27 protein-coding genes, 1 pseudogene and 1 riboswitch are annotated in these 26,443 nt (G+C 60.7%); of the genes and pseudogenes, 18 read left to right on the top strand and 10 right to left on the bottom strand.

The features are described 5' to 3' along the window. Positions 1-11 precede the first annotated feature (11 nt). The 5 genes from ACIUM1_RS12075 to ACIUM1_RS12055 form a co-directional block, all read right to left on the bottom strand. Positions 12-422 (bottom strand): hypothetical protein, encoded by a 411-nt coding sequence (locus tag ACIUM1_RS12075; RefSeq protein ID WP_406817370.1) that lies wholly within the window; start codon positions 420-422, stop codon positions 12-14. Between the two features lie 436 nt (positions 423-858). Next, positions 859-1,104, bottom strand: coding sequence for a DUF732 domain-containing protein (locus ACIUM1_RS12070; RefSeq protein ID WP_406817369.1), 246 nt, complete (start codon positions 1,102-1,104; stop codon positions 859-861). 186 nt (positions 1,105-1,290) lie between these two features. After that, positions 1,291-1,746: a hypothetical protein gene (locus ACIUM1_RS12065; RefSeq protein ID WP_406817368.1), complete on the bottom strand. Its 456-nt coding sequence runs from the start codon at positions 1,744-1,746 to the stop codon at positions 1,291-1,293. Positions 1,747-1,963: 217 nt separating this feature from the next. Further along, on the bottom strand, positions 1,964-2,368 hold the full coding sequence (locus ACIUM1_RS12060) for a hypothetical protein (RefSeq protein WP_406817367.1): 405 nt from the start codon (positions 2,366-2,368) through the stop codon (positions 1,964-1,966). Positions 2,369-2,839: 471 nt separating this feature from the next. Beyond that, a complete protein-coding gene (locus tag ACIUM1_RS12055; protein ID WP_406817366.1) occupies positions 2,840-3,133 on the bottom strand; it encodes a DUF732 domain-containing protein in 294 nt (97 codons plus the stop codon). Between the two features lie 342 nt (positions 3,134-3,475). On the opposite strand from ACIUM1_RS12055, the pseudogene ACIUM1_RS12050 reads away from it, so the two are divergent. The 12 genes and pseudogenes from ACIUM1_RS12050 to ACIUM1_RS11995 form a co-directional block, all read left to right on the top strand. Further along, positions 3,476-3,727 (top strand): annotated as a pseudogene (locus ACIUM1_RS12050) (helix-turn-helix domain-containing protein); the annotation flags it as partial. A gap of 102 nt (positions 3,728-3,829) precedes the next feature. Further along, the gene (locus tag ACIUM1_RS12045; protein ID WP_406817365.1) at positions 3,830-5,578 is read left to right on the top strand and encodes a serine/threonine-protein kinase; all 1,749 of its coding nucleotides are present in this window, start codon (positions 3,830-3,832) and stop codon (positions 5,576-5,578) included. A gap of 58 nt (positions 5,579-5,636) precedes the next feature. Further along, complete coding sequence (locus ACIUM1_RS12040; RefSeq protein ID WP_406817364.1) at positions 5,637-7,190, top strand: protein kinase domain-containing protein; 1,554 nt, start codon at positions 5,637-5,639, stop codon at positions 7,188-7,190. Positions 7,191-7,489: 299 nt separating this feature from the next. Further along, on the top strand, positions 7,490-7,612 hold the full coding sequence (locus ACIUM1_RS12035; protein ID WP_406817363.1) for a hypothetical protein: 123 nt from the start codon (positions 7,490-7,492) through the stop codon (positions 7,610-7,612). 17 nt (positions 7,613-7,629) lie between these two features. Next, a complete protein-coding gene (locus ACIUM1_RS12030; RefSeq protein WP_406817362.1) occupies positions 7,630-8,202 on the top strand; it encodes a VOC family protein in 573 nt (190 codons plus the stop codon). 416 nt (positions 8,203-8,618) lie between these two features. Then, positions 8,619-9,587 (top strand): aldo/keto reductase, encoded by a 969-nt coding sequence (locus ACIUM1_RS12025; RefSeq protein WP_406817361.1) that lies wholly within the window; start codon positions 8,619-8,621, stop codon positions 9,585-9,587. Between the two features lie 33 nt (positions 9,588-9,620). Further along, a complete protein-coding gene (locus ACIUM1_RS12020) occupies positions 9,621-10,370 on the top strand; it encodes an SDR family NAD(P)-dependent oxidoreductase (RefSeq protein WP_406817360.1) in 750 nt (249 codons plus the stop codon). 16 nt (positions 10,371-10,386) lie between these two features. Further along, positions 10,387-10,812 carry a nuclear transport factor 2 family protein gene (locus ACIUM1_RS12015; protein WP_406817359.1) on the top strand — a complete coding sequence of 142 codons (426 nt, stop codon included), beginning with the start codon at positions 10,387-10,389 and terminating at the stop codon, positions 10,810-10,812. Between the two features lie 25 nt (positions 10,813-10,837). Then, on the top strand, positions 10,838-11,704 hold the full coding sequence (locus tag ACIUM1_RS12010; protein ID WP_406817358.1) for an LLM class F420-dependent oxidoreductase: 867 nt from the start codon (positions 10,838-10,840) through the stop codon (positions 11,702-11,704). A 43-nt stretch (positions 11,705-11,747) separates the two neighbouring features. Next, complete coding sequence (locus ACIUM1_RS12005) at positions 11,748-12,479, top strand: SDR family NAD(P)-dependent oxidoreductase (protein WP_406817357.1); 732 nt, start codon at positions 11,748-11,750, stop codon at positions 12,477-12,479. Between the two features lie 131 nt (positions 12,480-12,610). After that, the gene (locus ACIUM1_RS12000) at positions 12,611-13,735 is read left to right on the top strand and encodes a histidine kinase (RefSeq protein WP_406817356.1); all 1,125 of its coding nucleotides are present in this window, start codon (positions 12,611-12,613) and stop codon (positions 13,733-13,735) included. Positions 13,736-13,752: 17 nt separating this feature from the next. Further along, positions 13,753-14,397 (top strand): response regulator, encoded by a 645-nt coding sequence (locus tag ACIUM1_RS11995; RefSeq protein ID WP_406817647.1) that lies wholly within the window; start codon positions 13,753-13,755, stop codon positions 14,395-14,397. 18 nt (positions 14,398-14,415) lie between these two features. Here the strand turns inward: ACIUM1_RS11995 and ACIUM1_RS11990 are convergent, their stop codons facing one another. Beyond that, positions 14,416-14,766 carry a response regulator gene (locus tag ACIUM1_RS11990; RefSeq protein ID WP_406817355.1) on the bottom strand — a complete coding sequence of 117 codons (351 nt, stop codon included), beginning with the start codon at positions 14,764-14,766 and terminating at the stop codon, positions 14,416-14,418. Between the two features lie 162 nt (positions 14,767-14,928). Between ACIUM1_RS11990 and ACIUM1_RS11985 the strand changes: the two genes are divergently transcribed. The 5 genes from ACIUM1_RS11985 to ACIUM1_RS11965 all read left to right on the top strand — a co-directional run bounded on the left by ACIUM1_RS11985 (position 14,929) and on the right by ACIUM1_RS11965 (position 19,877). Beyond that, entirely contained in the window at positions 14,929-15,861 is a 933-nt protein-coding gene (locus ACIUM1_RS11985) for an SDR family oxidoreductase (protein ID WP_406817354.1), read from the top strand. Between the two features lie 129 nt (positions 15,862-15,990). Continuing rightward, positions 15,991-16,755, top strand: a complete 765-nt coding sequence (locus tag ACIUM1_RS11980) for an SDR family oxidoreductase (RefSeq protein ID WP_406817353.1) — start codon at positions 15,991-15,993, stop codon at positions 16,753-16,755. Positions 16,756-17,261: 506 nt separating this feature from the next. After that, a complete protein-coding gene (locus tag ACIUM1_RS11975) occupies positions 17,262-17,873 on the top strand; it encodes a recombinase family protein (RefSeq protein WP_406817352.1) in 612 nt (203 codons plus the stop codon). A gap of 50 nt (positions 17,874-17,923) precedes the next feature. After that, positions 17,924-18,784, top strand: a complete 861-nt coding sequence (locus ACIUM1_RS11970; protein WP_406817351.1) for a hypothetical protein — start codon at positions 17,924-17,926, stop codon at positions 18,782-18,784. Between the two features lie 61 nt (positions 18,785-18,845). After that, positions 18,846-19,877 carry a hypothetical protein gene (locus ACIUM1_RS11965; protein WP_406817350.1) on the top strand — a complete coding sequence of 344 codons (1,032 nt, stop codon included), beginning with the start codon at positions 18,846-18,848 and terminating at the stop codon, positions 19,875-19,877. A gap of 125 nt (positions 19,878-20,002) precedes the next feature. Here the strand turns inward: ACIUM1_RS11965 and ACIUM1_RS11960 are convergent, their stop codons facing one another. Further along, positions 20,003-21,268 carry a hypothetical protein gene (locus ACIUM1_RS11960; protein WP_406817349.1) on the bottom strand — a complete coding sequence of 422 codons (1,266 nt, stop codon included), beginning with the start codon at positions 21,266-21,268 and terminating at the stop codon, positions 20,003-20,005. A gap of 97 nt (positions 21,269-21,365) precedes the next feature. After that, positions 21,366-21,476, top strand: a riboswitch (SAM riboswitch). A 242-nt stretch (positions 21,477-21,718) separates the two neighbouring features. Further along, positions 21,719-21,943: a hypothetical protein gene (locus ACIUM1_RS11955; RefSeq protein WP_406817348.1), complete on the bottom strand. Its 225-nt coding sequence runs from the start codon at positions 21,941-21,943 to the stop codon at positions 21,719-21,721. A gap of 179 nt (positions 21,944-22,122) precedes the next feature. Here ACIUM1_RS11955 and ACIUM1_RS11950 point away from each other — a divergent pair, with 179 nt between their 5' ends. Further along, entirely contained in the window at positions 22,123-23,142 is a 1,020-nt protein-coding gene (locus tag ACIUM1_RS11950) for a TIR domain-containing protein (RefSeq protein WP_406817347.1), read from the top strand. 340 nt (positions 23,143-23,482) lie between these two features. Here the strand turns inward: ACIUM1_RS11950 and ACIUM1_RS11945 are convergent, their stop codons facing one another. Next, positions 23,483-24,247 carry a hypothetical protein gene (locus tag ACIUM1_RS11945; protein ID WP_406817346.1) on the bottom strand — a complete coding sequence of 255 codons (765 nt, stop codon included), beginning with the start codon at positions 24,245-24,247 and terminating at the stop codon, positions 23,483-23,485. 575 nt (positions 24,248-24,822) lie between these two features. Beyond that, entirely contained in the window at positions 24,823-26,361 is a 1,539-nt protein-coding gene (locus tag ACIUM1_RS11940) for an AAA family ATPase (protein ID WP_406817345.1), read from the bottom strand. Positions 26,362-26,443: the final 82 nt, after the last annotated feature.

The raw sequence follows: 26,443 nt of genomic DNA, 5'->3' as shown, positions 1-26,443 counted from the left end.
AAGATCAGACCTCAGCTGCGCCCGGCGATCGGCGTGGTGCTCAAGGCATCTTCGCAGCCAATGGCGGCCATGCGTGACGATAGCTGCTTGAGAAGGTCCCGAGCGGGGATCTCGCGGTCACCGGCATCACGGTAAGCGGCAACAGCAAGCACATGGAAGACGGAATTGAGCTGATCGAACGAATACCAGCGGCGCCTGTAGCAGCAAGCCGCGATGTCGATGACCAACCCGAATGTGAGATACCGGTAGCCGCTCGGCGACCGAAACGCCTGCACGCTCGTCCCGTCGGGCTGCACAAACTCGCCTTTGCGTAGTCGCTGATCAAGCCAGGAATAGCTTCTTCCCAGGAGCACAGCAGCTTCTCGAACCGAGTAAGTCGGCTCCAATCCGGTGAATTGCGTGATGAGATTGGCTGACATCATTCGGGCCTCCATCTTTGAGTGGCACTGGACCTACGCAGCAGCGTCACAAATTCAGATGGGAATCAGCGCGAATTACAGTCTGTAAAAAAATGGAGTCAAAGCGAGATACGAACGCTCAGAATTGCCCAGGCGCCCAAGGAGTCAGGACTTAATGAGGTGAGCTGCGGTTTTGCCTCAGGATGCCGTGTGTCTTCCTGGCGAAGTTGCGCAGAACCATCACAAAATCTGGAATTGAATCGCGACCTACGCCGACTGTCGTATCTGTTGTTCAGATCTGGCCCATGTACTTGATTCGATGTAGTCCTGGCCGCTAGCCGACCTGTACTCATCATCGGCTCGTTGCTCAGCACGCTGGAACCTGGGTATGTGGATCCGGGGAGAACCAGGAAATCAACGCCGGTCTCGGCGCCACCATGACGGCACGTTGCAATGTGAATCAGCGATGTGGCAAGAACCGGCAGAGGTAGACGTTCGTATCAACCACGAAGTCAGAAGCCTGTTGCAGGGTCATGCCGTTAGCCTTTAGGTAGGCGATGATCCCGGGCCCATTGCCCTGACCGGTCGCCTGTTCCCCACAGACCCATTCCCCGGCCTTGAGAAGATTTTCATCGGCCCCATGGAAGCCATCATTATGCAGCTGCTTGAGGTAGACATCGATGTCCAGGTGATCTGGGAGTGGCATCGGGCTCGAGGTGGGGTCAGCCGAAGCCTGGGGTGCTAGAGCGATAGCCGCTGCAGCCAGTCCGATGCTTATCGGCACCTTAATCATTACGGCCGCCGGGTCGTATTGCGCTAATGCTGTCTCGACAGCGGCGAGTATTCAACGATTCCCCATCGAGGATATGCCAGCCGAAAACATTGCAATCGCTTACGAATTCGGCGACGGGACGATCTCGAAGCCGTAGGCTCGCAAGGGTTCTAACATCGCGGCTTCGGCGGCGACCGCCGAGGTCGGAATCGTCCCGAACACAACATATTCAGTGCCGTCGTTGCCCTTGGCATAAGCGCCCAACTGAACTAGATCCTGGCTCATCACAGACTGCGACGTGTAGGTACCGATCGGAATGGGCACGGGTACACGCACCCCGTTGCCTTGCATCAAGCCGTGGCAAACCATCAGGTTTGCCGCCCCGCCCATGTAGCGCCCATGCGCCATGGGCATCGGGGGTGACTTAGGTTGGCAGACAGCGTTCACCCAGTCATTCATCGTCCCGGTCAGTCCGCCAGACGCACCTGTTCCTGACGATGTCGCATTCTGGTGCGATGAACATCCCGCCATCACCGTGATCGCAGAGATGGCGACCAAGCCAAGCAGCTTATTCAACTGTATGCTCCTCGGGTTCATTGGGCGGCCAGTAGAACTAGCAACCGGGCGACTGCGGGAAATCGGTGCAAACCCAAGGTATGGGAGCCAGAGTCAGCGTCGCCGACACGGCGGCGATGGCTGGAATGATGATTCTCACCGCTGGTACGTCCTATCGCCGGTGTGGCGTTGATATCGGACACCAGCTTGATCGACGAAAGCTCTGAACCTGGCCATTTCACAAACCCCTTCTGTGAGTAATGGTGTAGCAAAACTGATCTAGGGGTTGCAAGGACTGTCCGCTGGGATCCTTGGGAGAGAAGAAAGCCGAAACCTCATCGTTGTCACTGCGGGTCGCGATGCTGCCGGTGTTATAGGTCATCGCATCCCTGCCCATAGTGTCCATTGACTTGTACTGGCCGATCAGTATTGGGTTGCCCTTGAACGATAGGCAGAATCCCTGATCATCAGCGAATTGTAGGAATGGGCGGCTCTTATAGAAGCTGCCTGGTCTGCACACGGCCTCGATCTCATTGTTTGGTACGGCATGAGCGGATGCAGAAGTTGTTATTGCCAGCGCCCCGATTATGGCTGCGGCCACTGCCGTAACCCTTATCACCGTGTCGTCCGCTTCAACCGTCATTGATCTCGGCGGCTCACTGCCTCGCCCACCGGTCACCTCTCATAGTTGTCTAGGTGCTCCTGGCAGTAGGAGACCAAGAGATGATGTTCGTATTTGACGGTGGCCGGGAACCACTTGCCATTGTTCTCCTGGGCTGCAACGCACCGCTGCAGCTTCTGCCCAGGTGAGTTGTACCAGGACAGGACACCGATAAGGAGAATCGCAGCGACTAGACCAAGCACCCATTTCGCTTTCGTGGTCATCAGTCCCGCCCCCATCCGAGCTGGGTCACTTTTTGTTTGGTGTTGTAGCGGACCATCATGAATAGGAGGTTGCAGTTTGGGTTAACGTCGGCCGGACGAACCCGTTGAGGCAGCTGATGTCGGCCCAGGTGACGACGGAGGTCGACGCCGCTCCGGTCAACAGTCTGGTGATTTTCATTTGAGCCAGGTGTTCCCTGACAGGTGGTGGTCCCCACTACTACTGCGGCTCCTAATGGGGACTCTTGAATTGCAGATTGCTGTATTTCGGGCAGTAGTGCATCGCTGAAAACGACTCGAAGATTGCCGCCCTGTCGGATCGCAGCCCCAGCTGAGACACAAGAGCATCTGCGATGACATCCGGACTATTTCCGGCATCGAGACCTCCGCATACCTGGTGGGCAATGCGGATTAGATCAGTAGGAGCCCTAACGACGCCGTTGTTATTCACCTTCTGGACAAAGTCGTCGTCGTTGCTATCCGCATGAGCAACGCCTATCGGTAGCAGCACCAGGGATGCGGCCATGACCACGGCGGCTGGTCGGCTCAGTTGCATGACGTTACGCAGTGTTCGCCGGTGTTGCCGCTGTCGTAGCACTGTGTCTGACAATCAGCCTTGGCTACGCCGGTACCAAGCATGAACACCGCAGCCGTGGCGGCAACCAGTACTGCAATAGCTTTCATCGACTTATCCCTTCAGGAGACACTGCAACGCTTTATTCAGATGTCGCATACCCCAGGGCGTCTGACGACTAGCAGTGGCGGCATTCGCCGGGACGGCGCCCGCCGGGCGGCCGAGTGGCGCGGCGAATTGAGAGTACTACTAGTAGGGCAGACAGCAGGCAGCTTTGGCTAATTACTGGGACGGGTGCCCACGCGACCCGGTCAGAATGATCCTGAACGTGTTGCCGCTTGGGAACTTCGTCGCCGAGAAGTTGGGCAGCGGATCCGCGCTCTGCGCATTGAGCGAGGTCTAACCCAAGAAGGCCTTGCACTCCATTCAGGCGTCACTCGCAACGTACTCATCGACGTGGAACTTGGGCGACGAGGTTTGCTCTACGAGCGGCTCTTTGACATCGCCGAGGCGCTTCAGATTCCTGCAGGACAGTTGTTGGACGACGCGCGTAGCTCGCCTGATGTCGCCAAGGCTGCTCCTGGGGACCGCGATCCGGCTTCGCCGAAATTGGGGCAACGATCTGTCAGGAACTCCTAGTATTCCTCCGTGCCGTTATCTCGCGGTGAGACCTTCGCCGGATACACGATCGTTCGACAGCTCGGCGCTGGCGGGATGGGCGAGGTGTATCTCGCTCAGCACCCGAGGCTTCCCCGGCATGACGCGCTCAAGCTCCTCCCAACCGATTGGTCGGCCGACCCCGATTATCGGGCTCGCTTCGATCGGGAAGCCGACCTTGCTTCCACACTGTGGCATCCCCATATCGTCGGCGTGCATGACCGGGGTGAAGAAGATGAAAATCTCTGGATCTCAATGGATTTCGTTGATGGGCTCGATGCAGCCCAGCTACTGACCAGTCGATATCCGACGGGGATGCCGGTCGACGAAGTTGCTCGCATCATCACTGCGGTCGCCAGTGCCCTCGATTATGCCCATAAGCAAGGTCTACTGCACCGTGACGTCAAGCCCGCCAACATCATGATGACGCATCTTGATGATGAAGGTGAGCAGCGAATCCTGTTGACGGACTTCGGGATAGCCCGAAACATCAACGACATCAGCGGGTTGACGAAGACGAACATGACTGTGGGTACCGTCGCCTACTGTGCACGTGAACAGCTGCTGGGCGAAGACATCGATGGTGGGGCTGACCAGTACGCATTAGCGGCCACGGCATTTCACCTACTCACCGGATCCCACCTTTTCCCAAACTCCAATCCCGCCGTTGCCATCAGTCACCACCTCAATGTGCTCCCGCCAGCACTAGCGGAAACACGACCGGAGCTTGCAGCCCTCGACCCCGTCCTAGCAAAAGCGCTCGCCAAGGACCCCAATACCCGATTTGTCGGATGTTCGGATTTTGCACGGGCTCTAGCCGAGCAAGCCGTTCCCGGCACCACTACTATTGCGGCTCCGACTAGACCTGCTCCGGCAAGGAGTAAACCACCGTCATCGCCTGACAGCGACTCCTCTGGTCGAAGTCCACAGGCCGACCAGCCCCGCAAACGCTGGCTCAGCCTGGCGGTCCCGCTGGCTGTTATTGTTTCGGTGTCTGCCGGGGCGATCATCTGGCATCCGTGGCAGCGGGGACCGCGTCCGTCACCAAGCATGGCGATCTCAAGCGGTCAACCGCTCGGGGCATCGGCGGCGGCGCCGACAAAAAACGCAGCGGCAACTCCTGCACCAAGCTTGCCTGCCAGCTCCGGGAGGACTGAACTCGTCACCGAGGTCGCCGTTGGGGCAGATGGACAACCTGCCAACGGCTACACCGAAGTGCCTGCGAATAGTGGCATGTCACTCGGAGGCTGTGACTCATCATCGCCATCGGCTGTCGGCAAAAACATCTACAGCTGCTATCCCTCCGCAGCCGGGGCCGACGTCTGTTGGCCTTCGCCCCCCGCGTCCATGTTGTGCATGACTAATCCGTGGGACAAACAAGTCCGCCGACTTCCCTTCGACACAAGTCTGCTGACCACGGTGCAGCCTCCTAAAACGCCGAAACCGTTTGCCCTCATGCTCGATAACGGCACTCACTGCCACTACATCAATGGTGGAGCCCGACGTGGTCGAAGCGACGGATACATCCCTGACTACGCCTGCGGAGCAGACTTGATGTCAAGCGTTCTCGGCAATGGTAGTGGCAGCGATCCGATCAACCGGTCAAACCCGCTGTGGACTGTCACCTTTGAACAACCAGGGTTTCAGACACAAGTGCGATCGGTGACTACTGCTTGGTTGCGGGCAATTGATTCCAGGGCCTGTGCGACGGTCGAGAACCGCATTGGCGCGGGAGGATGACGTGAACGGGACGCCATTTGGGCGGTACCGGTTGATCGAGTTGCTAGGCCGGGGTGGCATGGGCGAGGTCTGGCGGGCCCACGACACCGTGATCCAGCGGACGGTGGCAATCAAGACGCTGCTCCCGCACTTCGCCCAGGTCAAAACCTTCGAGCAGCGATTCCGCCGGGAAGCCCGCGCCGCCGCACGTCTGGACGACCCGCATGTAGTACCGATCTACGACGTCGGCGAGATCAACGGACGTCTCTATGTAGCAATGCGCCTCATCAATGGGCAGGACCTGCAGACCCAGCTCGGTGGCGGACCACTAGAACCCGACCGGTCCTTGAGGATCACCGAGCAAATCGCCTCGGCACTCGACGCTGCTCATAAAGCTGGGCTCGTCCACCGCGATGTCAAACCGTCCAATATCTTGGTCACCGACGATGACTTCGCCTACCTCATTGACTTCGGCATCGCTCGCGCCGCTGGGGAGACCGGCATAACGTCCACCGGCGCGACCATCGGCACCTGGTCCTACATGGCACCTGAGCGCTTCAGCAGCGGGGAGATCGAACCCAGTTCTGACGTCTATGCCCTGACATGCGTTCTGTATCAATCACTCACCGGTGAGCTGCCATTCCCCGGCAAGACCATGGAGCAGGTGGCGATGGCGCACATGACTGCTCCGCCGCCGAAACCATCGACAAAGCGCCGGGCAATTCCGATGGCAATGGATGAGGTGGTTGCTACCGGTCTGGCGAAGGATCCCAGGCAGCGGTATCAAACAGCGAAAGATCTGGCAAATGCGGCGCGGGCGGCGCTCAACCAAAGCCAGACCGAGACCGTCAAGGCCCCCGCCCCTGGGCGACCCGCTTCCAAGTCAGCGCCGAGCGGATCTCGACGCCGGTGGCTCGTTCTTGCCTCCGCACTCACAGTCATCCTGCTGGCTGGTGTCATCGCAATGGTATGGCGTCCTTGGCAGCGAGAAGGTGGTTCCGAACCGAACGCAGCGCCGCCAAGCACGGCGCCGGTCACCTCAGCGCCGGCGGCCCCGCCACAACAGTCTTCCGCTGCTTCTCCACCGAGTACGACCACCATGGCCGCGTTGCCCGCGTATCTGCCGCCGAACTCCGGCTGCCCAGGACACGTCACCGCCCATCACGACATCGACCATAAGGCTCTGGGACCCGTCCGCATTTTTTTGACCGTAAGCCCTTCCGGCTCGGCCAGCGAGGCGTGCATCGCCTCGGTCACCGCGGGCGGCGCGTCCCTGCCCGCCATCACGTTCAACGCGGATACCACCTCATCGGTCGGGCCGTTCGGGTTCGCCAATCCGGCAACCGATTCCACGGGAAACACCTTCATCACCTACAACGCCGGCGGCGCGCACGCCTACAACGGAGTACTGGTGCTGATTCCCAACGCGGGCGGATTCGAAGACATCGGCTGGTCCAGCACCACCCTGCATATCGCCGGGCAGCACGCCTACCTCGACGCCGAGCTGCTCGGGCCCGGCGCTGACGACCGCTACACCATTAGGCAATCGAACAACGATTGCACGCCCTCCTGCGCCGGCGGCACGATTACCACCAAGGATCTGCACTGGAACGGATCCGATTACCTCCCGTGAGCGAACTGCGGCCTAGCGCCTGCGGTTGTCGGCTGAGCGCCGCGCACTTGGCTCATAACCACTACGGGAACAGCCCTACCTCCGTGCCGCAGCGGTGCTGTGGCTACATCTTGCCCGGCTCGACCCTCAATACCTGAACCGTTTGTCAGCTGTAGGTTCTCATCCAACATGGCGGAATTCTCATCTTCGTGACGTCAAAATGGCGGATCCGCCACGATGATGAGAATCTGATTAGCCTGGCTAGACATTAAGGTTCGCCTTGGCGGTACCCACTTGCTCTCCGCCTTACCCTGCTGCGCATGCGAGTGCTCACCGACGACGCGACCCGTTACGTCAAGGCGTCGCTTCCACACGACCTCACCTCGCTATACCCCGACGTTCAGAAACGTTGGGACGCAGGCGATCTGCCCTGGCCAGACTGACCCGAAAGGAGCCGCTGATGCCGCTCGAACAAATGGCCGGCCTTGCCATCAACCATGTGGGGGTAACCGTGCCGGACATCCATGCCGCGATCGATTGGTACGGCGCGGTCTTCGGCTTCCGCTGCATCATGGGTCCGCGGGTGCTCGATGCCGACGGACACCCAGAAGCCGGCAGCGTGTTCGGCAACAGATTTCGCAGGGCCTGGCAAGCGCATCTGATGAGCGGCAATTCCGTCGGTATCGAGCTTTTCCAATTCATTGACCCACCTACACGCGGACCGCGGCCGCCGCAGGAGCCGGTGCCCTGGCTCGATCGGGGTCTGTGGCATGTATGTATCACTCATCCGGACGTCGCGGCCATGGTTGACCGCATCATCGATCAGGGCGGTACGTTGCTGGCAGCTCCCTACCACTTCGTGCCCGGCCGGCCCTGGGTCCTGGCGTACACCACTGACCCGTGGGGCACGGTACTCGAGGTGATGAGTCATACCTACGCCGAGGCTTTCAGCAACTGGCCCCAACCTGGGCAGCTGTCTGCACCCACGCTCGTGCCGGAGCCCAACCGCGTCGACACCCGCACCCACGATTAAGTACACCGGGCGGCGACCGCGCTTGCAATCACGAACTTTCGGCGATGGGCTTCCGGCATTCGACAGATCCGGATGCCGCGTCGGCCGCCGCAGCTAGTGACACCGCCATCACCAGCCGCTGACGACGAGATCGGAGGGTTCACAATGGGGCCTGCTGGCGATGGTGGTTGTGGGGTTAGCCCTATTCCGGTGGCGCGTGCGGCGGTAGAAGATTGCACCGTGGGATCGACGGTGATGACCATCCACAACAAGCGCTTTGATCGGTGGGTCGGCTCTGCTGTGCCGCCCCTTCACGCAGCAGCCATCTCTTCGGTGACACCTCCATCGACTCGAACCACCACACAAACCATGCGATTGGTTCAGCGGCTGACGTCAAAACCCCTTCCCTCCAACCGCATTCAACGAAAGGAACCAGCATGAGACGAACTGATCTCGGCGGTCTCGACGTCTCCGCCCAGGGCCTGGGCTGCATGGGAATGAGCGAGTACTACGGAGCCTCGGACTGGGACACCAGCATCGCGACCATCCATCGGGCCATCGAGTTGGGCGTCACTCTGTTCGACACGGCCGACCAATATGGATCAGGCCACAACGAGGTGCTGGTGGGCCGCGGCATCGCCGGTCAGCGCGACAGCGTCCAGATTGCCACCAAATTCGGGATCGACCGCAGCAGCGGCGATGACCGGCGGGTCTACCGCGGCGATCCGCCGTATGTGAAACGGTCCTGCGAATCCTCGCTGCTTCGGCTCGGAATAGACCATATCGACTTGTACTACCTGCACCGTCCTCCGCAGAACGCCGAGATCGAGGACACGGTCGGCGCGATGGGCGAACTGGTCACCGAGGGCAAGGTGCGATTCCTGGGCCTCAGCGAAGTCGACGCCGAACTGCTGCGCCGCGCCCATGCTGTGCATCCGATCGCCGCCGTGCAAAGCGAATACTCACTGTGGACCCGGGAAGTCGAGCAGGTGACGCCAGTCATGGCCGAACTCGGTGTCGGCCTCGTGCCGTACTCGCCGCTGGGACGGGGCTTTTTGACAGGAGCGGTCCAAACCGCGGCGCTGGATCCCACCGACTTCCGCGCCCGCAACCCCCGATTCACCGGCGACGCCGCCACGCAAAACCAGGTGATCGCCGAGACCGTGCGCAACGTGGCAGAGCGGCTCGGTGTGCTGCCCGCGCAGGTCGCCCTGGCTTGGGTGTACGCACAGGCCCCTCGACTGGGGGTCCCCGTCGTACCGATCCCCGGTACCCGGCACGCCGACCGTCTCGAACAGAACATCGTCGCCCTGGACGTCGAACTTGATGGGGACACGCTTGCGCAACTGCAGCCGCTTAGCGACCTCGTTGTCGGTGGACGCTACGCCGACCACGGCGTGCGCTGACAGCACGGGACACGCAGGACGAGAGGACTCCGCATGACTCGACGACTCGAGGGCAAATCGGCCGTCATCACCGGCGCCTCCAAAGGTCTTGGCGCGGCGATCGCGCGGCGTCTCGCCGTCGAAGGCGCGCGAGTCGTCGTCAACTATGCCCACAGCAAGCGGGCCGCCGAGCAGGTAGTCGACGAGATCGTTGGGGCCGGCGGTGCGGCAGTCGCGGTCCAGGCGGACATGAGTGACGCCGACCAAGTGCACCGCCTTTTCGCCGAGGCCCACCGCACCTACGGTCCTCTTGATGTATTGGTGAACAACGCAGGGGTTTACGACTTTGAACCGCTGCAGAACCTGACACTGCAGATGTTCCGGCGACACTTCGAATTGAATGTCTACGGCTACCTGCTGGCGATCAAGGAAGCCGTCCAGTACATGTCGCGCGGCTCGAGCATCGTCAATATGAGTTCCACCGTCACCATCTTCGGTCCCGTCGACGCTTCGGTCTACACGGCTTCCAAGGGCGCGATCGACGGGCTCACCCGCGCCTTGTCCAACGAACTGGCTCCGAGGGGAATCAGGGTCAACGCCATCAAACCCGGCGTCGTGGACACCGAAGGCGTCGAGACCGGTGGCTTCCTCACCGACGGGTTCGGACGGGCTGTCACTGCCGAAACCCCGCTGGGCCGACTCGGTGTGCCCGACGACATCGCTCCGGCGGCGGTCTACCTGGCATCCGACGAAACCGCCTGGATGACAGGGGAATACGTCACCCTCTCCGGTGGGCAACGCTGACCACTAAGGAAACCGCATGACCACCACCCCCTCGGAGCCCACTGCCGGACAGGTCGTCCAGCACTACCTCGACACCTTCTTCAGCCACGACCTCGACAAGACGCTTCAATGCCTGACCGACGACGTCAGCTGGCACGTGCAAGGCGCACCGGACGTCCCCACCATCGGCACCCATCGCGGCAAGGCGCAGGTCCGCGAGTGGCTCGCGTTGTTCCCCAAGCATTTCCGGCCGCTCAACTTCCGCATCGACCGGATCTTCGAGAGTGGCAACGAGGTCGTAGTCACCGGACACTTCAGCCACCGAATCATCGACACTGGAAAGGAATTCACCAGCGACTTCGCCGCTGTGTGCAGTGTCCGTGACGGCAAGCTCGCCTCCTACAACTTCCTCGAAGACTCCTTCGGGCTGTGGAAAGCGTTTCAGCATCCCGACCCGACTTAGCAGACGCACGGTAAAAGGGATCTCGATGACTGAGGACACTCCACTGCGGCCCGACCTGGGCCGGTTCGGCGTATGGCTGCCGACGCGCTCAATCGAGCCGGACTTGGCCGTGCGAATCGAATCGCTTGGCTACGGCGCCATCTGGGTCGGCGGATCACCAGATGCCGATCTAGCCTGGGTCGACCCGGCATTGGCGCACACCACGTCGTTGAAACTTGCGACGGGAATCGTCAATATTTGGTCGGCACCGGCGCCAGCAGTCGCTGAGTCGTTTCAACGCATCGAAAGCGCCTATCCCGGAAGGTTTTTACTGGGTATTGGGGCGGGCCATCGTGAGCACACCCAAACCTACGCAAAGCCCTACCATGCGCTGGAGAGTTACCTCGACGAACTCGACGCCGCCGCGGTCCCGGCCGGACAGCGGGTGCTCGCGGCCCTGGGGCCGCGGGTTTTGCGACTGGCGGCGCAACGCAGCGCCGGCGCCCACACATATCTGGTTACACCGGAACACACGGCGCAGGCACGCGACCTGTTGGGAAAGGCGGCATTTCTCGCGCCGGAGCACAAAGTGGTTCTTTCCAAGGACGCCGACGAAGCCCGCGCAATCGGTCGCCAGGCTTTGGACCCATACCTTGGGCTAAGTAACTATGTGAACAACTGGCTCCGGCTGGGGTTCACCGACGACGACGTGCGCAAACCCGGCAGCGACAGGTTGATCGATGCGGTCGTAGCCCATGGCACCGCCGAGGCCACCGCCCAGCGTCTGCAGAGGCATCTGCAAGCCGGCGCCAACCACGTGGCGATCCAGCTGTTGGGCACCGCACGTGGAGATGAGCTGGTGACCTCACTCGGTCACCTGGCGCAGGCGCTGGGACTCGCCCCCGCCAGGTGACGCCCGCCCAGGCGTGCGATGTTTAACAGAATCAGGGGAAGTCATGGGCCATGTTGAAGGAAAGACGATCGTCGTGACCGGAGCCGCACACGGCATCGGCCGAGCGACGGCCGAACTCCTGGCGACCTCAGGCGCGCATGTTGTAGTCACCGACATCGACGAGGCGGGCGCCGAGGCAGCGGCGGAAGCACTCGGCGACCAGGCCGTGTTCTTCAGACACGACGTCTCGTCGTCCACGGAGTGGCAGCGCCTGATCACGCTCGTCAAGCAGCGATTCCCGACGATCGACGGCTTGGTGAACAATGCGGGCCGCTATCTTCCCGGAACCATTGCCGACACCACCGAAGAGAGCTTCGACTCGCAAGTCGCCGTGAATCAGAAAGGCACGTTCTTGGGGGTCAAATATGTGTCTCAGGAAATGAAGGGCAGCGGCGGATTGATCGTCAATACATCGTCGATCTGCGGCATCCGGGGAATTCCAGGCTGCATTGCGTATAACAGCACGAAGTGGGCCATCCGCGGCATTACTCGTACCGCGGCACGTGAGCTAGCTCCCTTCAATATCCGTGTGAACGCGGTTCTGCCTGGTTTTGTCGGCACTGCGCTCATCGCTGCGAATCCTCCCGAAATGAACGCGGCGGCGAAGGCGGACACCCCGTTAGGCCGGCTGGGCCATCCGCAGGACATTGCAACCCTCACCCGGTATCTCTTGTCCGATGAAAGCTCCTTCGTCACCGGAGCCGACTTCCTCGCCGACGGCGGTTACACGCTGTAACGGGTTGTGACGGTGCGTGACAGAATTCTTGGGTGACGGCGTGGCGATCCATGGACATTGCCGCTGTGATGCGCACGCCCTTGTGTTTTGCTGGGCAAGTGTAGGCTGGCTCGCCTAGAGGAGGGTCCGGCATGGTTCTCGAAAATTGTTCCTGGCTTCCCGGTGGGCCGTCCTCGTTGGTGGTCGAACACGTGCTTGCTGTCGCCCCCCAACCGGTGTTTGTGGTCGACGACACCGGCAGAGTCTTGTTCGCCAACCCCGCTGCCGCCCATGGCTTCGGATACCAGGACGCCCACGAGATGCAGGGCCGACTCAGTCACCAGACCTGGCACCACAGCCGTCCCGACGGGACGGCCTACCCGGCGCCGGAATGTCCGTTGTGGACAGCCGCACACCAAGGGAAGCCAGCGCATAGCCCCTACGAATGGTTCATCCGCGCCGACGGTTCGATGTTCCCAACCACGTGGCGGTGCGCACCTATCGAGATCACCGGTGGATTGGGTGCGGTATTCACGTTCACTGACCTGACGGAACGGCACGCGGCCGAAGAAGCCAACCGTGCCCGCGACGCGGCAGAAATCCGCGCCGCGGAATCGCTTGCCGCCCAACGCCGCATCTTGGAGGCGACCGCGGTCGCACGTCAGCAAATCGCCCGCGACCTGCACGACGGTGCCCAGCAGCGATTGATCAATCTACTAATTCAGCTCCAGTTGACGCGCGAGCATTTGCCGCCCGCCACCGAAGATGTCGGCGCGCAACTGTTGGAGACGGCGATGACCGAGGCGAAGGCCGCCATCAACGACCTGCGCGAACTCGCCTCCGGCATCCACCCGTCGATCTTGACCACGCGTGGACTCGTCCCAGCCATTCGGGCCCTCGCGGCGCACATCCCCGTCATTACCGGCGTAACGGCCGAAATCACCCACCGACCGGCACCGCAAATCGAAGTCAGCGCGTACTTCGTCATCGCCGAAGCGTTGACTAACGTGGTCAAACACGCTCACGCGACATCCGCGTCCGTCACTATCGGCGGCGACGCAGATTCGCTGTATCTGACCGTCTCGGACGACGGCGTCGGTAACGCAGCGCAGGGTCGCGGTTTCGGGTTGGTTGCCATGGCCGACCGTGTCGGCGCGCTGGGCGGCACCGTCCTGATCGATTCGCCGAGCGCTGGCGGCACAACGATTCACGTGGTACTTCCGTTGCGGTTGGAGGCGGGCGGTGCAGTCGACGTGCTCGGTACCGCAACCGATTGAATCAGCGCACACCCATGATCAAGGTCGTTGTGGCGGATGATAATCCGATCATCCGCGAGGGCGTGACCCGAATTCTGGAGCGAGGCGGCGTCAGTGTTGTGGCGGCAGCGGCTGACGCCGACGAGCTGCTCGAGAAGGTGGCCGCACACCGGCCCGATGTCGTGATTGCCGACATCGAGATGCCGCCTAATCGCGCCGAGGACGGCCTACAGGCAGCCGTCACCGTCCGTAACTCCTACCCGGATATCGGAGTGATCGTGCTTTCCCAATATCTGGAAGACGACTACGCATTGAGCCTGGTGGGTGACCGTCCCGAGGGTGTTGGCTACCTACTCAAAGAGAAGATCGCGGATACAGCCGTCGTCAACGACGCGGTGCGCAGGGTCGCCGCAGGAGAAGCGGTCCTGGACCCGGATGTCATCACACGCCTGGTGCGTCGGCACCGACGCGGAAAAGAGTTGGAGTCGCTGACCCCGCGGGAACGCGACGTGCTGACTCTGATGGCCCAGGGCCGCTCGAACACCGGCATCGCCGACGATCTCGTGGTCACCGTTGCCGCCGTCGAGCGCCACATCACCAACATCTTCGCCAAGTTGGGTCTCCATGCTTGCACCACCCAACACCGCCGCGTGCTGGCCGTTCTCACTTACCTCAAAAGCTAGTTCCCACGTGGCGTTCGGTTAGCCTGCCGTGAACAGCGCACCCAGGTCAGCGTCGGCAATACGGTCTTTGGTCACGAAGCGCACACCGGGTACGGTGGGCACATCGGCCAAATCGGCGTCGATTGACGTCACGAGGATCGCCAGCTTTGGGTGGCGGCGGCGCAGCCTGGCGGCGAGCTCATAGCCGTCCGTATCTGGCAGATGGACATCGACAAGTGCGCAGTTGGGGTTATGCCGGTCAATGGCCGCCGCACCGGAAGCACCATCCGCTGTTTCGGCGACGACGCTGAATCCCCGACGACTCAATAAGTTTCGAACCAATGATCGGAAACGCTCATCGTCGTCGATGATCACGACAGTCGCGCCCACCTGATCATGCTCGGTTATCGCGTCCGCATGGGGAATAGGGCTAACCCCACACCCTCATCGCAACCGAGGGTGCGCCGTGGCGAGTGGGGTTACCCCCACCAACCGCCGTGGTGCCAGCATGACAGACGAGTCCGCCGTGGCGAGAAACATTAGGAGCGAGAATTGGCATCGAGTACCAGAGGAGATCGTACTTTGAGCGGCAAAGTCATCGTAATAACCGGTGCCTCTAGTGGTTTCGGCCGCGGCTTCGCTGAGAAGCTGGCCCGTGCGGGTCACCGCGTTTATGCATCGATGCGCGATGTCGAAGGTCGTAACGCCGCGCAGGCCGACCGGTATGCGGAGCTGTCCAAGGCGGAGGGGGTTGACATTCGGGTCATCGATATGGATGTGCAGTCACAGCCGTCCGTCGATGCGGCAGTTCACGCGGTGCTCTCCGATGGCGGGCGCATCGATGTGCTGGTACACAACGCAGGGCACATGGTTTACGGCCCAGCTGAAGCCTTTATCCCTGAGCAGTTCGCGGCACTGTACGACGTGAACGTCATCGGCACCCAGCGAGTCAACCGCGCGGCGTTGCCTCAGATGCGCTCGCAGCAAGAGGCGCTGATGGTGTGGATCTCGAGCAGCAGCTGCGCGGGCGGCACGCCGCCCTACCTTGGGCCGTATTTCGCCGCGAAGGCGGCGATGGACTCGTTGGCCGTCAGCTATGCGCGCGAGTTGGCGCGCTGGGGAATTGAGACATCGATCATCGTCCCGGGGGCATTCACTTCGGGCACGAATCACTTCGCCAACGCCGGGACGCCGGACGACCGTGCCGTGGTGGACGAGTACGAGGCCGGACCCTATGCCGGCTTCGGCGCGCTCGTTCGGACGGCATTCGACGGCATCGTCCCGCCCGACGCCGATCCATCTGCTGTTTCAGACGCCGTGCGCGATGTCGTTGACACCCCGTTCGGCCAACGGCCCTTCCGGGTGTATGTCGACCCGACAAACGATGGATCCGAGGTTGGATTCGCCGTCCTGGACCGGTTGCGCGCCGAGATGCTCTACCGCGTCGGCCTGTCGGATCTGCTCACTCCGGTGCACCCCGGCTGACCGTCCCATAGTGTCGGACACGTTCGATGAAACAAATTGGAGGATAAGAAATTGCATGCGCAGCGGGCCGTCCGCGATGCCAGATAGCTCAACGATATGTCGTCCCATCTCCACTACCAAGGCCACAGCATGAAGATCACAGGTAATACAGTTTTCATCCCAGGCTCTACGAGCGGCATCGGCCTGGCCTTGGCGCTGCAGCTTCAGGCGCGAGGCAACACGGTCATCCTCGGCGGCAGGCGCAGTGAGCTACTCGACAAGCTGACGCAGCAACACCCAGGCCTCGATGCGGTCCGCATCGATACGTCCGACCCGTCGAGCATTCGACAAGCTGCCCGCGAGGTACTCGCACGACACCCGAATCTCAACGTTCTGGTGACCATGGCCGGCATCATGCAGGTCGAGGACTGGCACCGGGCCGCCGGGTTCTTAGAGTCAGCCGAATCGGTCATCACCACCAATGTGCTCGGACCCATTCGTCTCATCGCGGCATTCATCGAGCACCTTCAGGACCAGCCCGATGCCACGATCATCACCGTGTCCTCCGGTCTGGCGTTTGCACCTTTGCGCGTGACACCCAGTTACAACGCGTCCAAAGCAGCGATACACATGCTGTCGGAATCGATTCGGCTCCAGCTTGCCGATACCAACGTCCAAGTCATCGAGGTGGTACCACCGTCCGTTCGTACCAGCCTGATGCCCGGACAAGAAACCAACGAAGTCGCTGTGCCGCTCGACGATTTCATCACCGAGGTCGTTGACCTGCTCGAAAGCCAGCCGAACGCTCACGAAATACAGGTCGAGAGGGTGAAGTTTCTGCGTTACGGCGAAGCGCGCGGCGACTACGACGAGGTAGTGAGGGCTCTCAATGCTTCGGACCCACACGGAAACTAACTTGTCCTGGGGTTTCGAATGAAATCGCCGACCACCGTGCAACGTGATCGACAAGAATCGCGTCAACGCGGGGAGGACCAATCAGTATCTGACTTACCTTATGTAGCGAAGGCTACGACCCATCCGACATCGTGCACAAACATACGGTTCTAGGGTCCGCCACGAAGATGAGAAAAACGCGCCTGCCATCTTGATGAGAATTCTGCAAAGCCGAAGGTAGCGCCGCCGCCATCCGCCACGCAGTTTGAGACCTTACATCAGCCAATGGAACACCACACTCAACATGAACCGCTCACGCGCAAGGGCGAGACGATGACCATCACCGCCATGGTGACCTGAGCCTACGACCAAACCCACCAGGCCCGGACAGAAGTGAAGACTGTCGCAAAATAGACCACATCTGAGACACCGGGCGGTCAGCTAGAACCCGCCCCGTTCGCCGAGGTGGAACTGTCTCGAAAGTTCGTCTCGGAAATAACTTTCTCGAATCTACGATTGCAGTACTTATGAGTCATGCTCCCGCCATCCAGGGACACACGGTTGGCCAGCGCGTCGGGTACACCCGGGTCTCCACGGTCTCGCAGACCCTCGATCAGCAGAACGAGGCCCTCGAAGCGGCGGGCGCGACGAAGACGTTCTCTGACACCATGTCCGGCGCTCGCGACGATCGCCCCGGCTTGGCGGCACTTATGGAGTACGTCCGGGAAGGCGACACCGTCGTGGTCTGGAAATTAGACCGCCTGGGCAGGAACACATTGCACATCTTGGAGACCGTCAAGACTCTCACGGATCGCGGCGTCACCCTGATCTCGGTAACCGACGGTATCGATTCGTCGACTGCGGCGGGTCGGATGATGATCGGGGTGTTGGGTTCTCTCGCTGACTATGAACGGGAGTTGGTCAAAGAACGAACAGCGTTGAAGCGGGAGACATCTCGTGCGAATGGGACCCGATTCGGACGACCCCGTAAGGTCAATCACGCCGACCACATTGCTACCGCCAAGCGGATGCAGCTCGACGGGCATACCGGGAAGGACATAGCCAAGTACCTTGGGGTCAGTCGTGCCACCCTGTATCGGTACCTCGCTCAAGAGGACGGCGTAGCCGCCAGACACTAGGCCATCAATTCGCCTGCAGCAGTCCATGAAGTTCGGCAGCATGACTGGCTGTGAATCCAGACAGCGAGTCAGCATCGGGGCTAGGAGACCAACCGGCATTCAAGTGGTGGTCTGGACGGCGGCGACCATGGGGCGAACAGGACTTGGGATGGCAAGCCTGGTTTGGAGGCAAGGTCGTCGATGGACTGTGTGACCTTCTGGACGAACACCTTGAGCAGCACAAACAAGGTGCCCCAGCTGTAATCGGCTGCGTCCCATGGTTTGACAGCAAAGCGGTCGAGGACCGCCTGCTCAAGATGCGGGCGTGTTGCATCGTCATGGACAAGGGGTCCTGGCTACCAGGCAGGCTTGTAAGGGCGGGTATTGGCTTTCCGAACATCTACCTTCCTGGCTTGCAGTGGACAACCGCGGAGGCAGATGAGGACGGGACTTGGATCGGTCCGTACACCTCGATGCCGGAGCACCTGCTGGGCCCGGTTCGTGTCCTCGGATGGGGCAAGAGAGAAAAGAAGCCCCTTCTACACGCCAAGATGATGGTTCTTGGTGCGATCACTGATTTCTACCACGACGTGGATGGCTACGGTGAGCACCACGAACGTTATTTTGTTCCCGACAAGGTGTGGTTTGGGTCTGCCAACTGGACAAATCTATCGCGGTCACATTTGGAAGTTGGAGTGGTATTCACTGACCACGAGTTCATAAGCGAGGCACAGTCATTTGTCGCCGATTTGATCGGGTTCTCCGAACCTGTCGACACCGGGACTACACATGCAGGTCCTAAGCCCAACCTGGTCTACATGCAGTTCGACGACGCCGCTATGTCCGAGGCTGCCGAGGAGATGCGATCCGCCCACCTGGAGGAGCTTGCCGAGGCAGAAGACCAACCAGACACTGAAGGACCTGACTGGTAGATCTGGGCCACACCGCTGCGGTAATCCTCGATCATGCTAGTCAATTCCGCAGGCGATAGCGGTGGTCGTGCGGCGTGGGAAGCTCACCGAGCTGGTTGCCGTGGTTAACGTGCCGGGTGTGTACGTCCAACCCGAGATGCGTCAATGCGTGTGCTTTGTCTGCGCCAACATTGGTGGTGAGCTGAAGCCGGTGGGCACAGCTTTCTTTGTCTGCATTACGAATCCTCCGATCCGATGGATCTTTGTGGTCACTGCCCTGCACGTTCTGGCCAACGTGCAAAAGCAGAGTGCCGACGGGACGGCATTCGTCAACAGCGACGATGGCAAGACGTTCCTCCGCGTCAACACCAAAGACGGCGGTTTCAAGATTGTCGACGTCGCAGAAGACAAGTGGTTCAAACCCGACATGTCCGAAGAGATCGTCGACATCGCCTTCTGCCACTGGAACGAGCTGCCAGGTGCATCAGACTTCGACTTTCTTAGTGTCGACGCCGAGTTGGCAGCGACGAAAGCTGTGATGGAAGCCGAGCAGATTGGCGTCGGGAACGAGGTGGCGTTCGCCGGTTTGTTCGTCAATCATCACGGCAAGAAGCGGAATGAACCGATCGTTCGATTCGGCAACATCTGCGGGATCCCAGTCGAGCCCGTATCAACGAAGGCCGGGGACATCGAGGCCTACCTGGTTGAGTCACGATCGGTCGGCGGCCTCAGTGGATCGCCGGTCTTCGTGGACGTGGGAGTCTTTCGCATCGTCAACAACGTGCGTCAGTACCGCCAGGGCGGAAAGGTGCTCTACCTGCTCGGCGTCGTCAACGCTCACTTCGAGGCATTCGTGAGGAACACGACAGTCGACATCAGTCCTTCGGACGAGCATGTTAATAAGGGGATCGCCGTCGTTACGCCAATAGATAAGGTGCTCAACGTCATTCAGGAATCCAAATTCGGTCGGATCATGAGGACGGCGACTGAGGCGGCGACTAAGAAGCTGACAGAGATGGATCTCGCTGTCCTAGCCCGACGGATTGCTCAAGGCGATACAGTACAAATCGATTTTGAGTGGAAGCTCGACGACGATGAAGCCGGAAGTGACTAGACCAGGACTGCGAGTCAGAGCAGGCAGCAGACTCTAATTCCCTTCGAACAGGCTAGATGTGGGAAACTATGAGCGATGCTCGCCGGTTGGCTGACCATGAATTTACCCCTTCCCGAGACTGGGTTCTATCGGTCGTTGTTGGTTGCATCGAGGGCGAGTTGTGCGGACTCGAAGATGTCGACTTGCTCAACGGGCACCGTGAAGGGGTCGCCTTCGAATACGGTGCCGTACCCGTGTGCCGTCACGGTGTAGGTGACGGTCACCTCGCTCACAGCTGTGTCCCGCAGCACCAGCACCACGTCATCACGGGTGTGACGCCATGGCGGGTGGGGGCGTAGCTCGGCGAGAGTGATGGTTACTTCGAGGTCCCCATCGTCGTTGTGGTCCCATCTAACCGGGTAGTCGGCGGGGAGTGCCGGTTTGAACCGCAGCATTGACGTGGTGTTGAACGGCCCGTATGCCGGTGGCTCCCAATCTGGATCCTGAAGCCTCTCCCACTCGAACTCCTGCGGGTGGGCAAACTCAAGCCCTGCAGCACCTTGCAAAGTCAGTATTACCTGCACGTTAGTCAGGAAGGATTTCGCCCGGTTGGTGATGCGAAACCGCAAGGAAGGCCACGCAATCGATGCAAGATAGTCCTGGCAAGCATCCCACCTGCCCTCAAGTTCGTGACGAATCTCGACCAAACGCTGGCCGATTTCTTCATCCGAAATGGGTTGTGCAAGTTCGTCTGACGTCCCGAAGCCCAGTGCGGGCATCACCGACACTGCGGGCAAGGCCGTTGCGGGGTTGGGCGGGTTGGAACGCAGTTTCTCGTTGTGCTCGTGCAGCGATTTCCCTTCCATCTCGACAAGGGCATCCAGCAGCTCATCGCCACGAATGAACCTGCGAGCCACACCGATTACTTCTGCGGTCACGAGGATTGGAGGTGGTCCAGCCGGTATCCCGAGGAACTGTTCCCGCACCCCTGCCATGTGCGGACGATCAAGGATGGTCGTGATGCGTTCCAGGTGATATAGCTCGACCTTCGTGTCGCCGCCCACTTTGCCTAGCTCCTCGCGTTCGGCCAGACGTAGCTCCTGGTTGGTCACAAAGGCAACGCCAACCGGCTTGGGTTCTCTCGATTTTGCCTTGTCGACGTCGGACGTGAGTTTGTCTGTAATCTCCTTGAAGCTTTGCTGACCACGAGGGAAGTGCACCGCCATAATCCACGGCTCGCCGTCCTTCTGAACGAGTGCGTCAGCGCCGCCGTCCTTACCGCCCAGCGGATGTGAAGGGTCGATGCCCTCGAAGCCCTCCTCGTCGAGGATCAGGGCCGCCATCCGTTCCGATGGGGCCTGACCCAGGGTCCACTCCAGGAGTAGGTGCCAGGTCTCGTCGAATCTCCTCATGTGCCCTATCGTGCCGGTCAACGCCGGTATCGGTCATGACACCCTCTCCATGTCGGATGGCATAGCGAAGGTCCTTGGCTGATTTACACTGAACGTGCTTCACGAGATGCATCATCAAGCCCCGGTTCGGTGCACACCAACCCCACGCTCGTGGGTGGTCCGGGTGACGAAGCGGTCGGCACCAGCCGGTGCCCGGTAAGAGCGCCTCTGCTCACGGAGGCCCGGAACGGTGGAGTTCCTCGCGATGAACGAATTGACGCGGGCCGAGCTGACCAAGGGGTTGCGTCCCTCGTCTGCCGCGACGAGGGTATGGACGTGGACGTGGCAGAGGTGCGGCCGATACGAATATCGAAAGTGCTTGACGCACTCGACCAACCCTGACCACCCGATTTCACGAGGCCTGTCACCGACGGATGTGCTGCTCCTACGGAGTCGCCGTCCAATACGCCACTAAAAGGTCCGTCCCGTCACCGCTTTCCGATGCAGCATGAACGGAGGATGCAGGTGGTTGATCGCAGTTTCGTGCTCAGATGGGCACACCTGGGTCTCGGTCGCAACCCTCGCTACCGCGAAATCATCGACGAGCGGAAGCGTGCCCTTGACGCCCACGTCGCCGAGATCCAGGCCGAGCAGGAGCAGCGCAATGCCATCCTGCACAGGATCGACTACAGCCACATCCCGCCCCTGCAGATAGCAGAGCGGTACGCGGCTGGAAGGCCACGGGATTGCGGTCTCTACGGCCGGAGGACGTGACTGTCGAGTTCCCTCTGAGTGTTGGCCCCGTCCTCCGACGGCGAGCTGAGCCGATTCAATAAGCTGGTCGCTCGGTGCGCCGACGTAGAAGGGCGAGATTCTTGGACAAGAAGACGCGGGTGAGGCTGTCGCTGGCGGTCGTGGACTGCCTCAGCGATCAGAGTCTCAGTTTCCAGGCAACCAACCTCATCCTCCGCACATACGGGTTAGAAACACTCGGGGACTACGCCGACGGACCGAGCCTGCACGACATCGTGAGCTGGGCGAATGACGAGCAGCTGATTGAGATCGCCGAATACTTCGAACTAGAGGTGCCGCACGTAGCTGCCCCGAAATCGCAGGTGCCCACGATCGGCACGGCCCGTCCCCTCCGGATATTCGGTTCACACCTAAGCGATCACAAAGTCTTAGTCGGCGCAGTCCGCGAGCAGCTTCTTCGTTATGGGATCGACCTGTTCGTGGCGCACGACACCATCGAGCACGACAAGCTATGGCAGGACGAGATCGAGAAGGCGCTCGGCGTAGCCGACGCTGGGCTGGTATTCGTCCACGACGGCCTTCGGAAAAGCGCTTGGTGCGACCAAGAGATTGGCTGGCTGCTTGGGCGTGAGGTGCCGGTCATGGCCCTCCGATTCGATGAGACTCCCTACGGCTTCTTCGCAAAATTTCAGGCACAACCCGTACCTATCGGTGCGTCTGCCGCGACGATAGCTGAGATGGTCGTCGATCGGGTCGCGACGAAGCCAGAGCTTGCTGCCGGTTTCGCGGCGTCCTTGGTGTCAGCGATGGCATCTTCTTGGAGCTTCGCCACTACCGATGCGATCTGGAAGCGGTTGCGCGAGTTGTCGTCTCTGGACGCCGACCTTTGCTCGCAGCTACTCAAGGCGACCAAAGAGAACACCCAAATCCACTGGGCAAAAGCGGGTTCGGATGGAGGCCAGCCCTATTCCAGGGTTGTGACTGAATTCATTCGACGCCAACCGGGCGCTGCGGTCATCACCTCAGACATCCAGGCCTACGTCGACTACTTAGACGAGAAAGATGCCGAAATGGAGCGGCGCAACGATGAGACACGCAGGCGTCTTGAACAACAACTGGCGAGCCAGGACCCCTTCGCTTAGCCCCCAGCTTGCCCATTACGGTCGCGTCGTCACCTGCACCGTCCTGGTCCGACCTGGTGGTGGCGCGATCGCTGTCGGTCGATTTGGCGCCGCCCCTTTCCGGACCGATGTCCGCTTCGGATTCCATAGTGGCCGAGGGTAATGCGGTATTGGTCTCTGCAAGACCGATTTGCATGGCTTGGGTCACCAGCCCAGACCACCTGATTTCACGAGGCTTTGCGCCGATGAAGTCGCCGTCGCTGCGGGGCGCCCCCCGATACGCCATTGCGAGAACGAAGGTTTCGCGGGCGCCCGCGACTCGACGGGGAGTAACTGCTGGCTCCACGCTGGGCGGGCATGCTCACTCCTCTGGCTCGGGGAGCGAACCATCTTCGGGCAGGCCACCTTCGGGCTCCCCTAGCAACTCAATGTCTTCGTGGATTGGGCGCCAGATCTTCGGGTCGAGGTTCGACAAATCGGTGGGCATCTCGGTGCCCAACTCCGCGCTGTAGACCTGGCCCTTGATCTCGACACTGGTCTTGGCCAACACCGGCACCGTGAAGACTTCGGGATCAAGTTCAAGCAGTCCTTGTTGGACCAAGTACTTCACCAGGTAATACGTGGCGTTCACACACGAGCCCAGGCGGGCGTAAACACCTGTCGCTGCGCGGTAGCGCTGGTCCAAGCTCAGTTCCTTGCCGATCTCCGACTGAATGAGCTGCGTGTGGAGAGCATCAGAGTTCAGCCACATGTCGGCCAACTGGACGTCAGACAGCTGGCCTTTCTCGGTCACCACGTAGAAGGCCTGGGCGATCTTCTTTCCTTCTACAACGGTCTTCCAGTGCTCACGTAAATCTTCGAGGTCGATGATATTGGCCAGCGTGTCCTCGCTCACCAGCCCTTCCAGCGCGTCTAGCACCACCGCCCAGTAGACCGGCTCCTTGGGAATGGTGAAGGGCCGCACCCTGGCCGCGAAGGACTCGAAGGCCTCCTCAGGGGGCAACTCCATCGAAAACTGGTGCGTGGCTTCGCGGGTCACGGCGTTGAATTGGATCTGCACCTTAATCGTTCCGGAGGCCAAGTCGTTCAACAGTTCCGAGTGATCGCGGACCAGAGAATGCGACATTACTTTCCGCGCACGTAGAACAAACCTCTCCACACGTTCGCGAGGATCAAGAGCTGGCATGACCGCCACGATAGATGTGGCTACCGACAACTCAGGCGCCATACGGAGTGATGGCGTTGCCTAGCATCCGCCCGCCTGGGATCAGCAGGTATGACCGACGAACTACCGCAAGACTGGTGCAGCTCTAGCGCAGGGATCACACGCAAACCGGACAGTTGGGCCCGGCGTGCAGCATGACCGGTTCAGTCGCGAGGGTGGCTCCGGTCTACCCACTGAAAATCAGGTAGGTCGCCAGCGTCCTGATCATCGGTAGGCGTCGATAGCTCTCACTGGACCAAGTGGATTCAGCGCAATGGCACTTCGAACAGAAGTGCTAGACCACTGGACTGTTGGAGCCTGGCGGGCCCGTGGGGCCCGGTTCGGCCAAGTGCGTCCGGCTTGTCAGTAACTCACCAGCCCCTGAGTGCTGCAACCACTACTACTGCCCACTGCGTATGTATATACGCAGTTGGACGCAGTTCAGTAGCTGTATGTGGGTACGTCTGGGCGCAGTTTCGACGCAGTTGGACGTAGTTTCACAACTTCCCCCCAGATTCCCCTGGCTGAAGCTCCTCAATGGATTGGCCTGGCTGCGGTTCGGCGCCGGCCGGGAAGTGCTTTGTGGTCTTGCCCCGACTCCCCCCACCTTCGCGACGTAGCCTGCCTTTTTCTTCGGCTATCTTGATGGCCTCCCGAACGTCGGCGGCCTGGAAACCAACGGTGGTGCTCGCGCGCACACCCTTTTCGATGGCGTTCTGGGATGTGCCGGGGTTGGCATCGACGCACTGGCACACCGGATCAACCAGGGCTTGGGCCTTAAAAACCCGTTCGACCTGGGCGCGGGTGCCGGAACCGGTCGTCGTCAACAGCCGAGTCACCGGGTCATAGCTCAGCTGGTCCTGATCCACCGACACATCCCGGCCAATGGCCCGCAGGTACCTGGTCTGCTGGTCTCCACCGAAAGTCATGGTCATGATGGAGTCGGCCCAGTCTTCGACGGCCGAGCTGCCACGGGTGCGCTCAGCGTTCCACCCCGCGTGCACCGCCAAGATCACCTCTGTGGCTCCCACCTCGGAGCGGGCGAATACATCTAGATCTGCCAGCCACCTTCCCACCTCGTGAGGGTCGTTCTGGCTGGCGCCCGTGTAGGCCCGGCCGAAAGGGTCCACGATCAGTACTTCGACCCGGTGCTCCCGGAGCTTGTCGGCCAGTAGTTGACGATCTACCGGTTGTTGTAGCGGGTTGCGCCTGCCTCGCAGGTTCACCAGGAATAGCCGGTCTGCCGGGATGTCCGTCTGGTGTGCCCAGCGACCCAGCTGCCCACTCGATACCTCGAAGTTCAGGAAAGCTACCCGTCCAGTCACCGGCTTGGTGTCGAACCGGCCCAGGAAAGGCTCCCCAGTGATCAGGCTGCGGGCGAGGTTGAGCATCAGCGTGGTCTTGCCGGTCTTGCGCTGGGCGACGACTGCCATCCCACCCCCGGCTGGCAACAGCCCGTCGATGCGAAACGGGGACTCGTCGGGATCTTCCAGATCCGACAACAGGCCCCACTCGAAAGGCAATGCGGGACCGGCCTTTTCAGTAACCAGTCGCCGCCGGGCCTCCTCCCGGACCCGCTGGCGTCCCAACTCGGCCTCGACGGCCCGCCGGTGCTCTAACACAGCGTGCTGGTCAGGTCTCCCGGCAACGTCCAACATGGCAGTGGTGCCGTCGTGCAGGTGTTTGAGCGCCGCCACCGGATCGTCCGCAGCGAGTTGCGCGGACGAGATCAACATCTCGTTGAGCCCGTTTTTGGTATAGCGCTTGCGCAGCCGCTCGATTATGTAGCCTGCGGCGTCTTTGGAGTCTTCCAACGACTCCAGCAACTGCTTTTCCAGAGGGGGCCATTCCTGCACTAGGATCTCTCGGGTGGGGACCTTCCCATATTTTTGCCAGTAGTCCAGCGCGAATTCAAAGATCGCCCGATTGGGCGGATCCTCGAATACCTCGGGCCCCAGCTTCTCCTCGGTAACGAGAGCTATTCCCTCAGCGGTAGTGAGGTGCGAAAGCAATTGAATTTCGATATTATTGGACATTGGCAATCCTTTTGGCATGGGCTGGGAGACGGCCCCCGTCCCTGCGCGCTAACGCAGGGACAAACGGAGGTCGTTTTCATTG

This window comes from Mycobacterium sp. M23085, assembly GCF_045343915.1.
Lineage (GTDB): Bacteria > Actinomycetota > Actinomycetes > Mycobacteriales > Mycobacteriaceae > Mycobacterium.
The sequence above is the reverse complement of the archived record's forward strand: the minus strand, read 5'-3'. Positions and strand labels throughout refer to the sequence as shown.

Excerpts from the sequence above, each read along its gene's own strand:
- ACIUM1_RS12075 (WP_406817370.1), bottom strand. The coding sequence starts at position 422 with ATGATGTCAGCCAATCTCATCACGCAATTCACCGGATTGGAGCCGACT.
- ACIUM1_RS12070 (WP_406817369.1), bottom strand. The coding sequence starts at position 1,104 with ATGCCACTCCCAGATCACCTGGACATCGATGTCTACCTCAAGCAGCTG.
- ACIUM1_RS12060 (WP_406817367.1), bottom strand. The coding sequence starts at position 2,368 with ATGACGGTTGAAGCGGACGACACGGTGATAAGGGTTACGGCAGTGGCC.
- ACIUM1_RS12055 (WP_406817366.1), bottom strand. The coding sequence starts at position 3,133 with ATGGCCGCATCCCTGGTGCTGCTACCGATAGGCGTTGCTCATGCGGAT.
- ACIUM1_RS12040 (WP_406817364.1), top strand. The coding sequence starts at position 5,637 with ATGGGCGAGGTCTGGCGGGCCCACGACACCGTGATCCAGCGGACGGTG.
- ACIUM1_RS12035 (WP_406817363.1), top strand. The coding sequence starts at position 7,490 with ATGCGAGTGCTCACCGACGACGCGACCCGTTACGTCAAGGCGTCGCTT.
- ACIUM1_RS12030 (WP_406817362.1), top strand. The coding sequence starts at position 7,630 with ATGCCGCTCGAACAAATGGCCGGCCTTGCCATCAACCATGTGGGGGTA.
- ACIUM1_RS12025 (WP_406817361.1), top strand. The coding sequence starts at position 8,619 with ATGAGACGAACTGATCTCGGCGGTCTCGACGTCTCCGCCCAGGGCCTG.
- ACIUM1_RS12020 (WP_406817360.1), top strand. The coding sequence starts at position 9,621 with ATGACTCGACGACTCGAGGGCAAATCGGCCGTCATCACCGGCGCCTCC.
- ACIUM1_RS12015 (WP_406817359.1), top strand. The coding sequence starts at position 10,387 with ATGACCACCACCCCCTCGGAGCCCACTGCCGGACAGGTCGTCCAGCAC.
- ACIUM1_RS12010 (WP_406817358.1), top strand. The coding sequence starts at position 10,838 with ATGACTGAGGACACTCCACTGCGGCCCGACCTGGGCCGGTTCGGCGTA.
- ACIUM1_RS12005 (WP_406817357.1), top strand. The coding sequence starts at position 11,748 with ATGGGCCATGTTGAAGGAAAGACGATCGTCGTGACCGGAGCCGCACAC.
- ACIUM1_RS12000 (WP_406817356.1), top strand. The coding sequence starts at position 12,611 with ATGGTTCTCGAAAATTGTTCCTGGCTTCCCGGTGGGCCGTCCTCGTTG.
- ACIUM1_RS11980 (WP_406817353.1), top strand. The coding sequence starts at position 15,991 with ATGAAGATCACAGGTAATACAGTTTTCATCCCAGGCTCTACGAGCGGC.
- ACIUM1_RS11975 (WP_406817352.1), top strand. The coding sequence starts at position 17,262 with ATGAGTCATGCTCCCGCCATCCAGGGACACACGGTTGGCCAGCGCGTC.
- ACIUM1_RS11960 (WP_406817349.1), bottom strand. The coding sequence starts at position 21,268 with ATGAGGAGATTCGACGAGACCTGGCACCTACTCCTGGAGTGGACCCTG.
- ACIUM1_RS11945 (WP_406817346.1), bottom strand. The coding sequence starts at position 24,247 with ATGTCGCATTCTCTGGTCCGCGATCACTCGGAACTGTTGAACGACTTG.
- ACIUM1_RS11940 (WP_406817345.1), bottom strand. The coding sequence starts at position 26,361 with ATGTCCAATAATATCGAAATTCAATTGCTTTCGCACCTCACTACCGCT.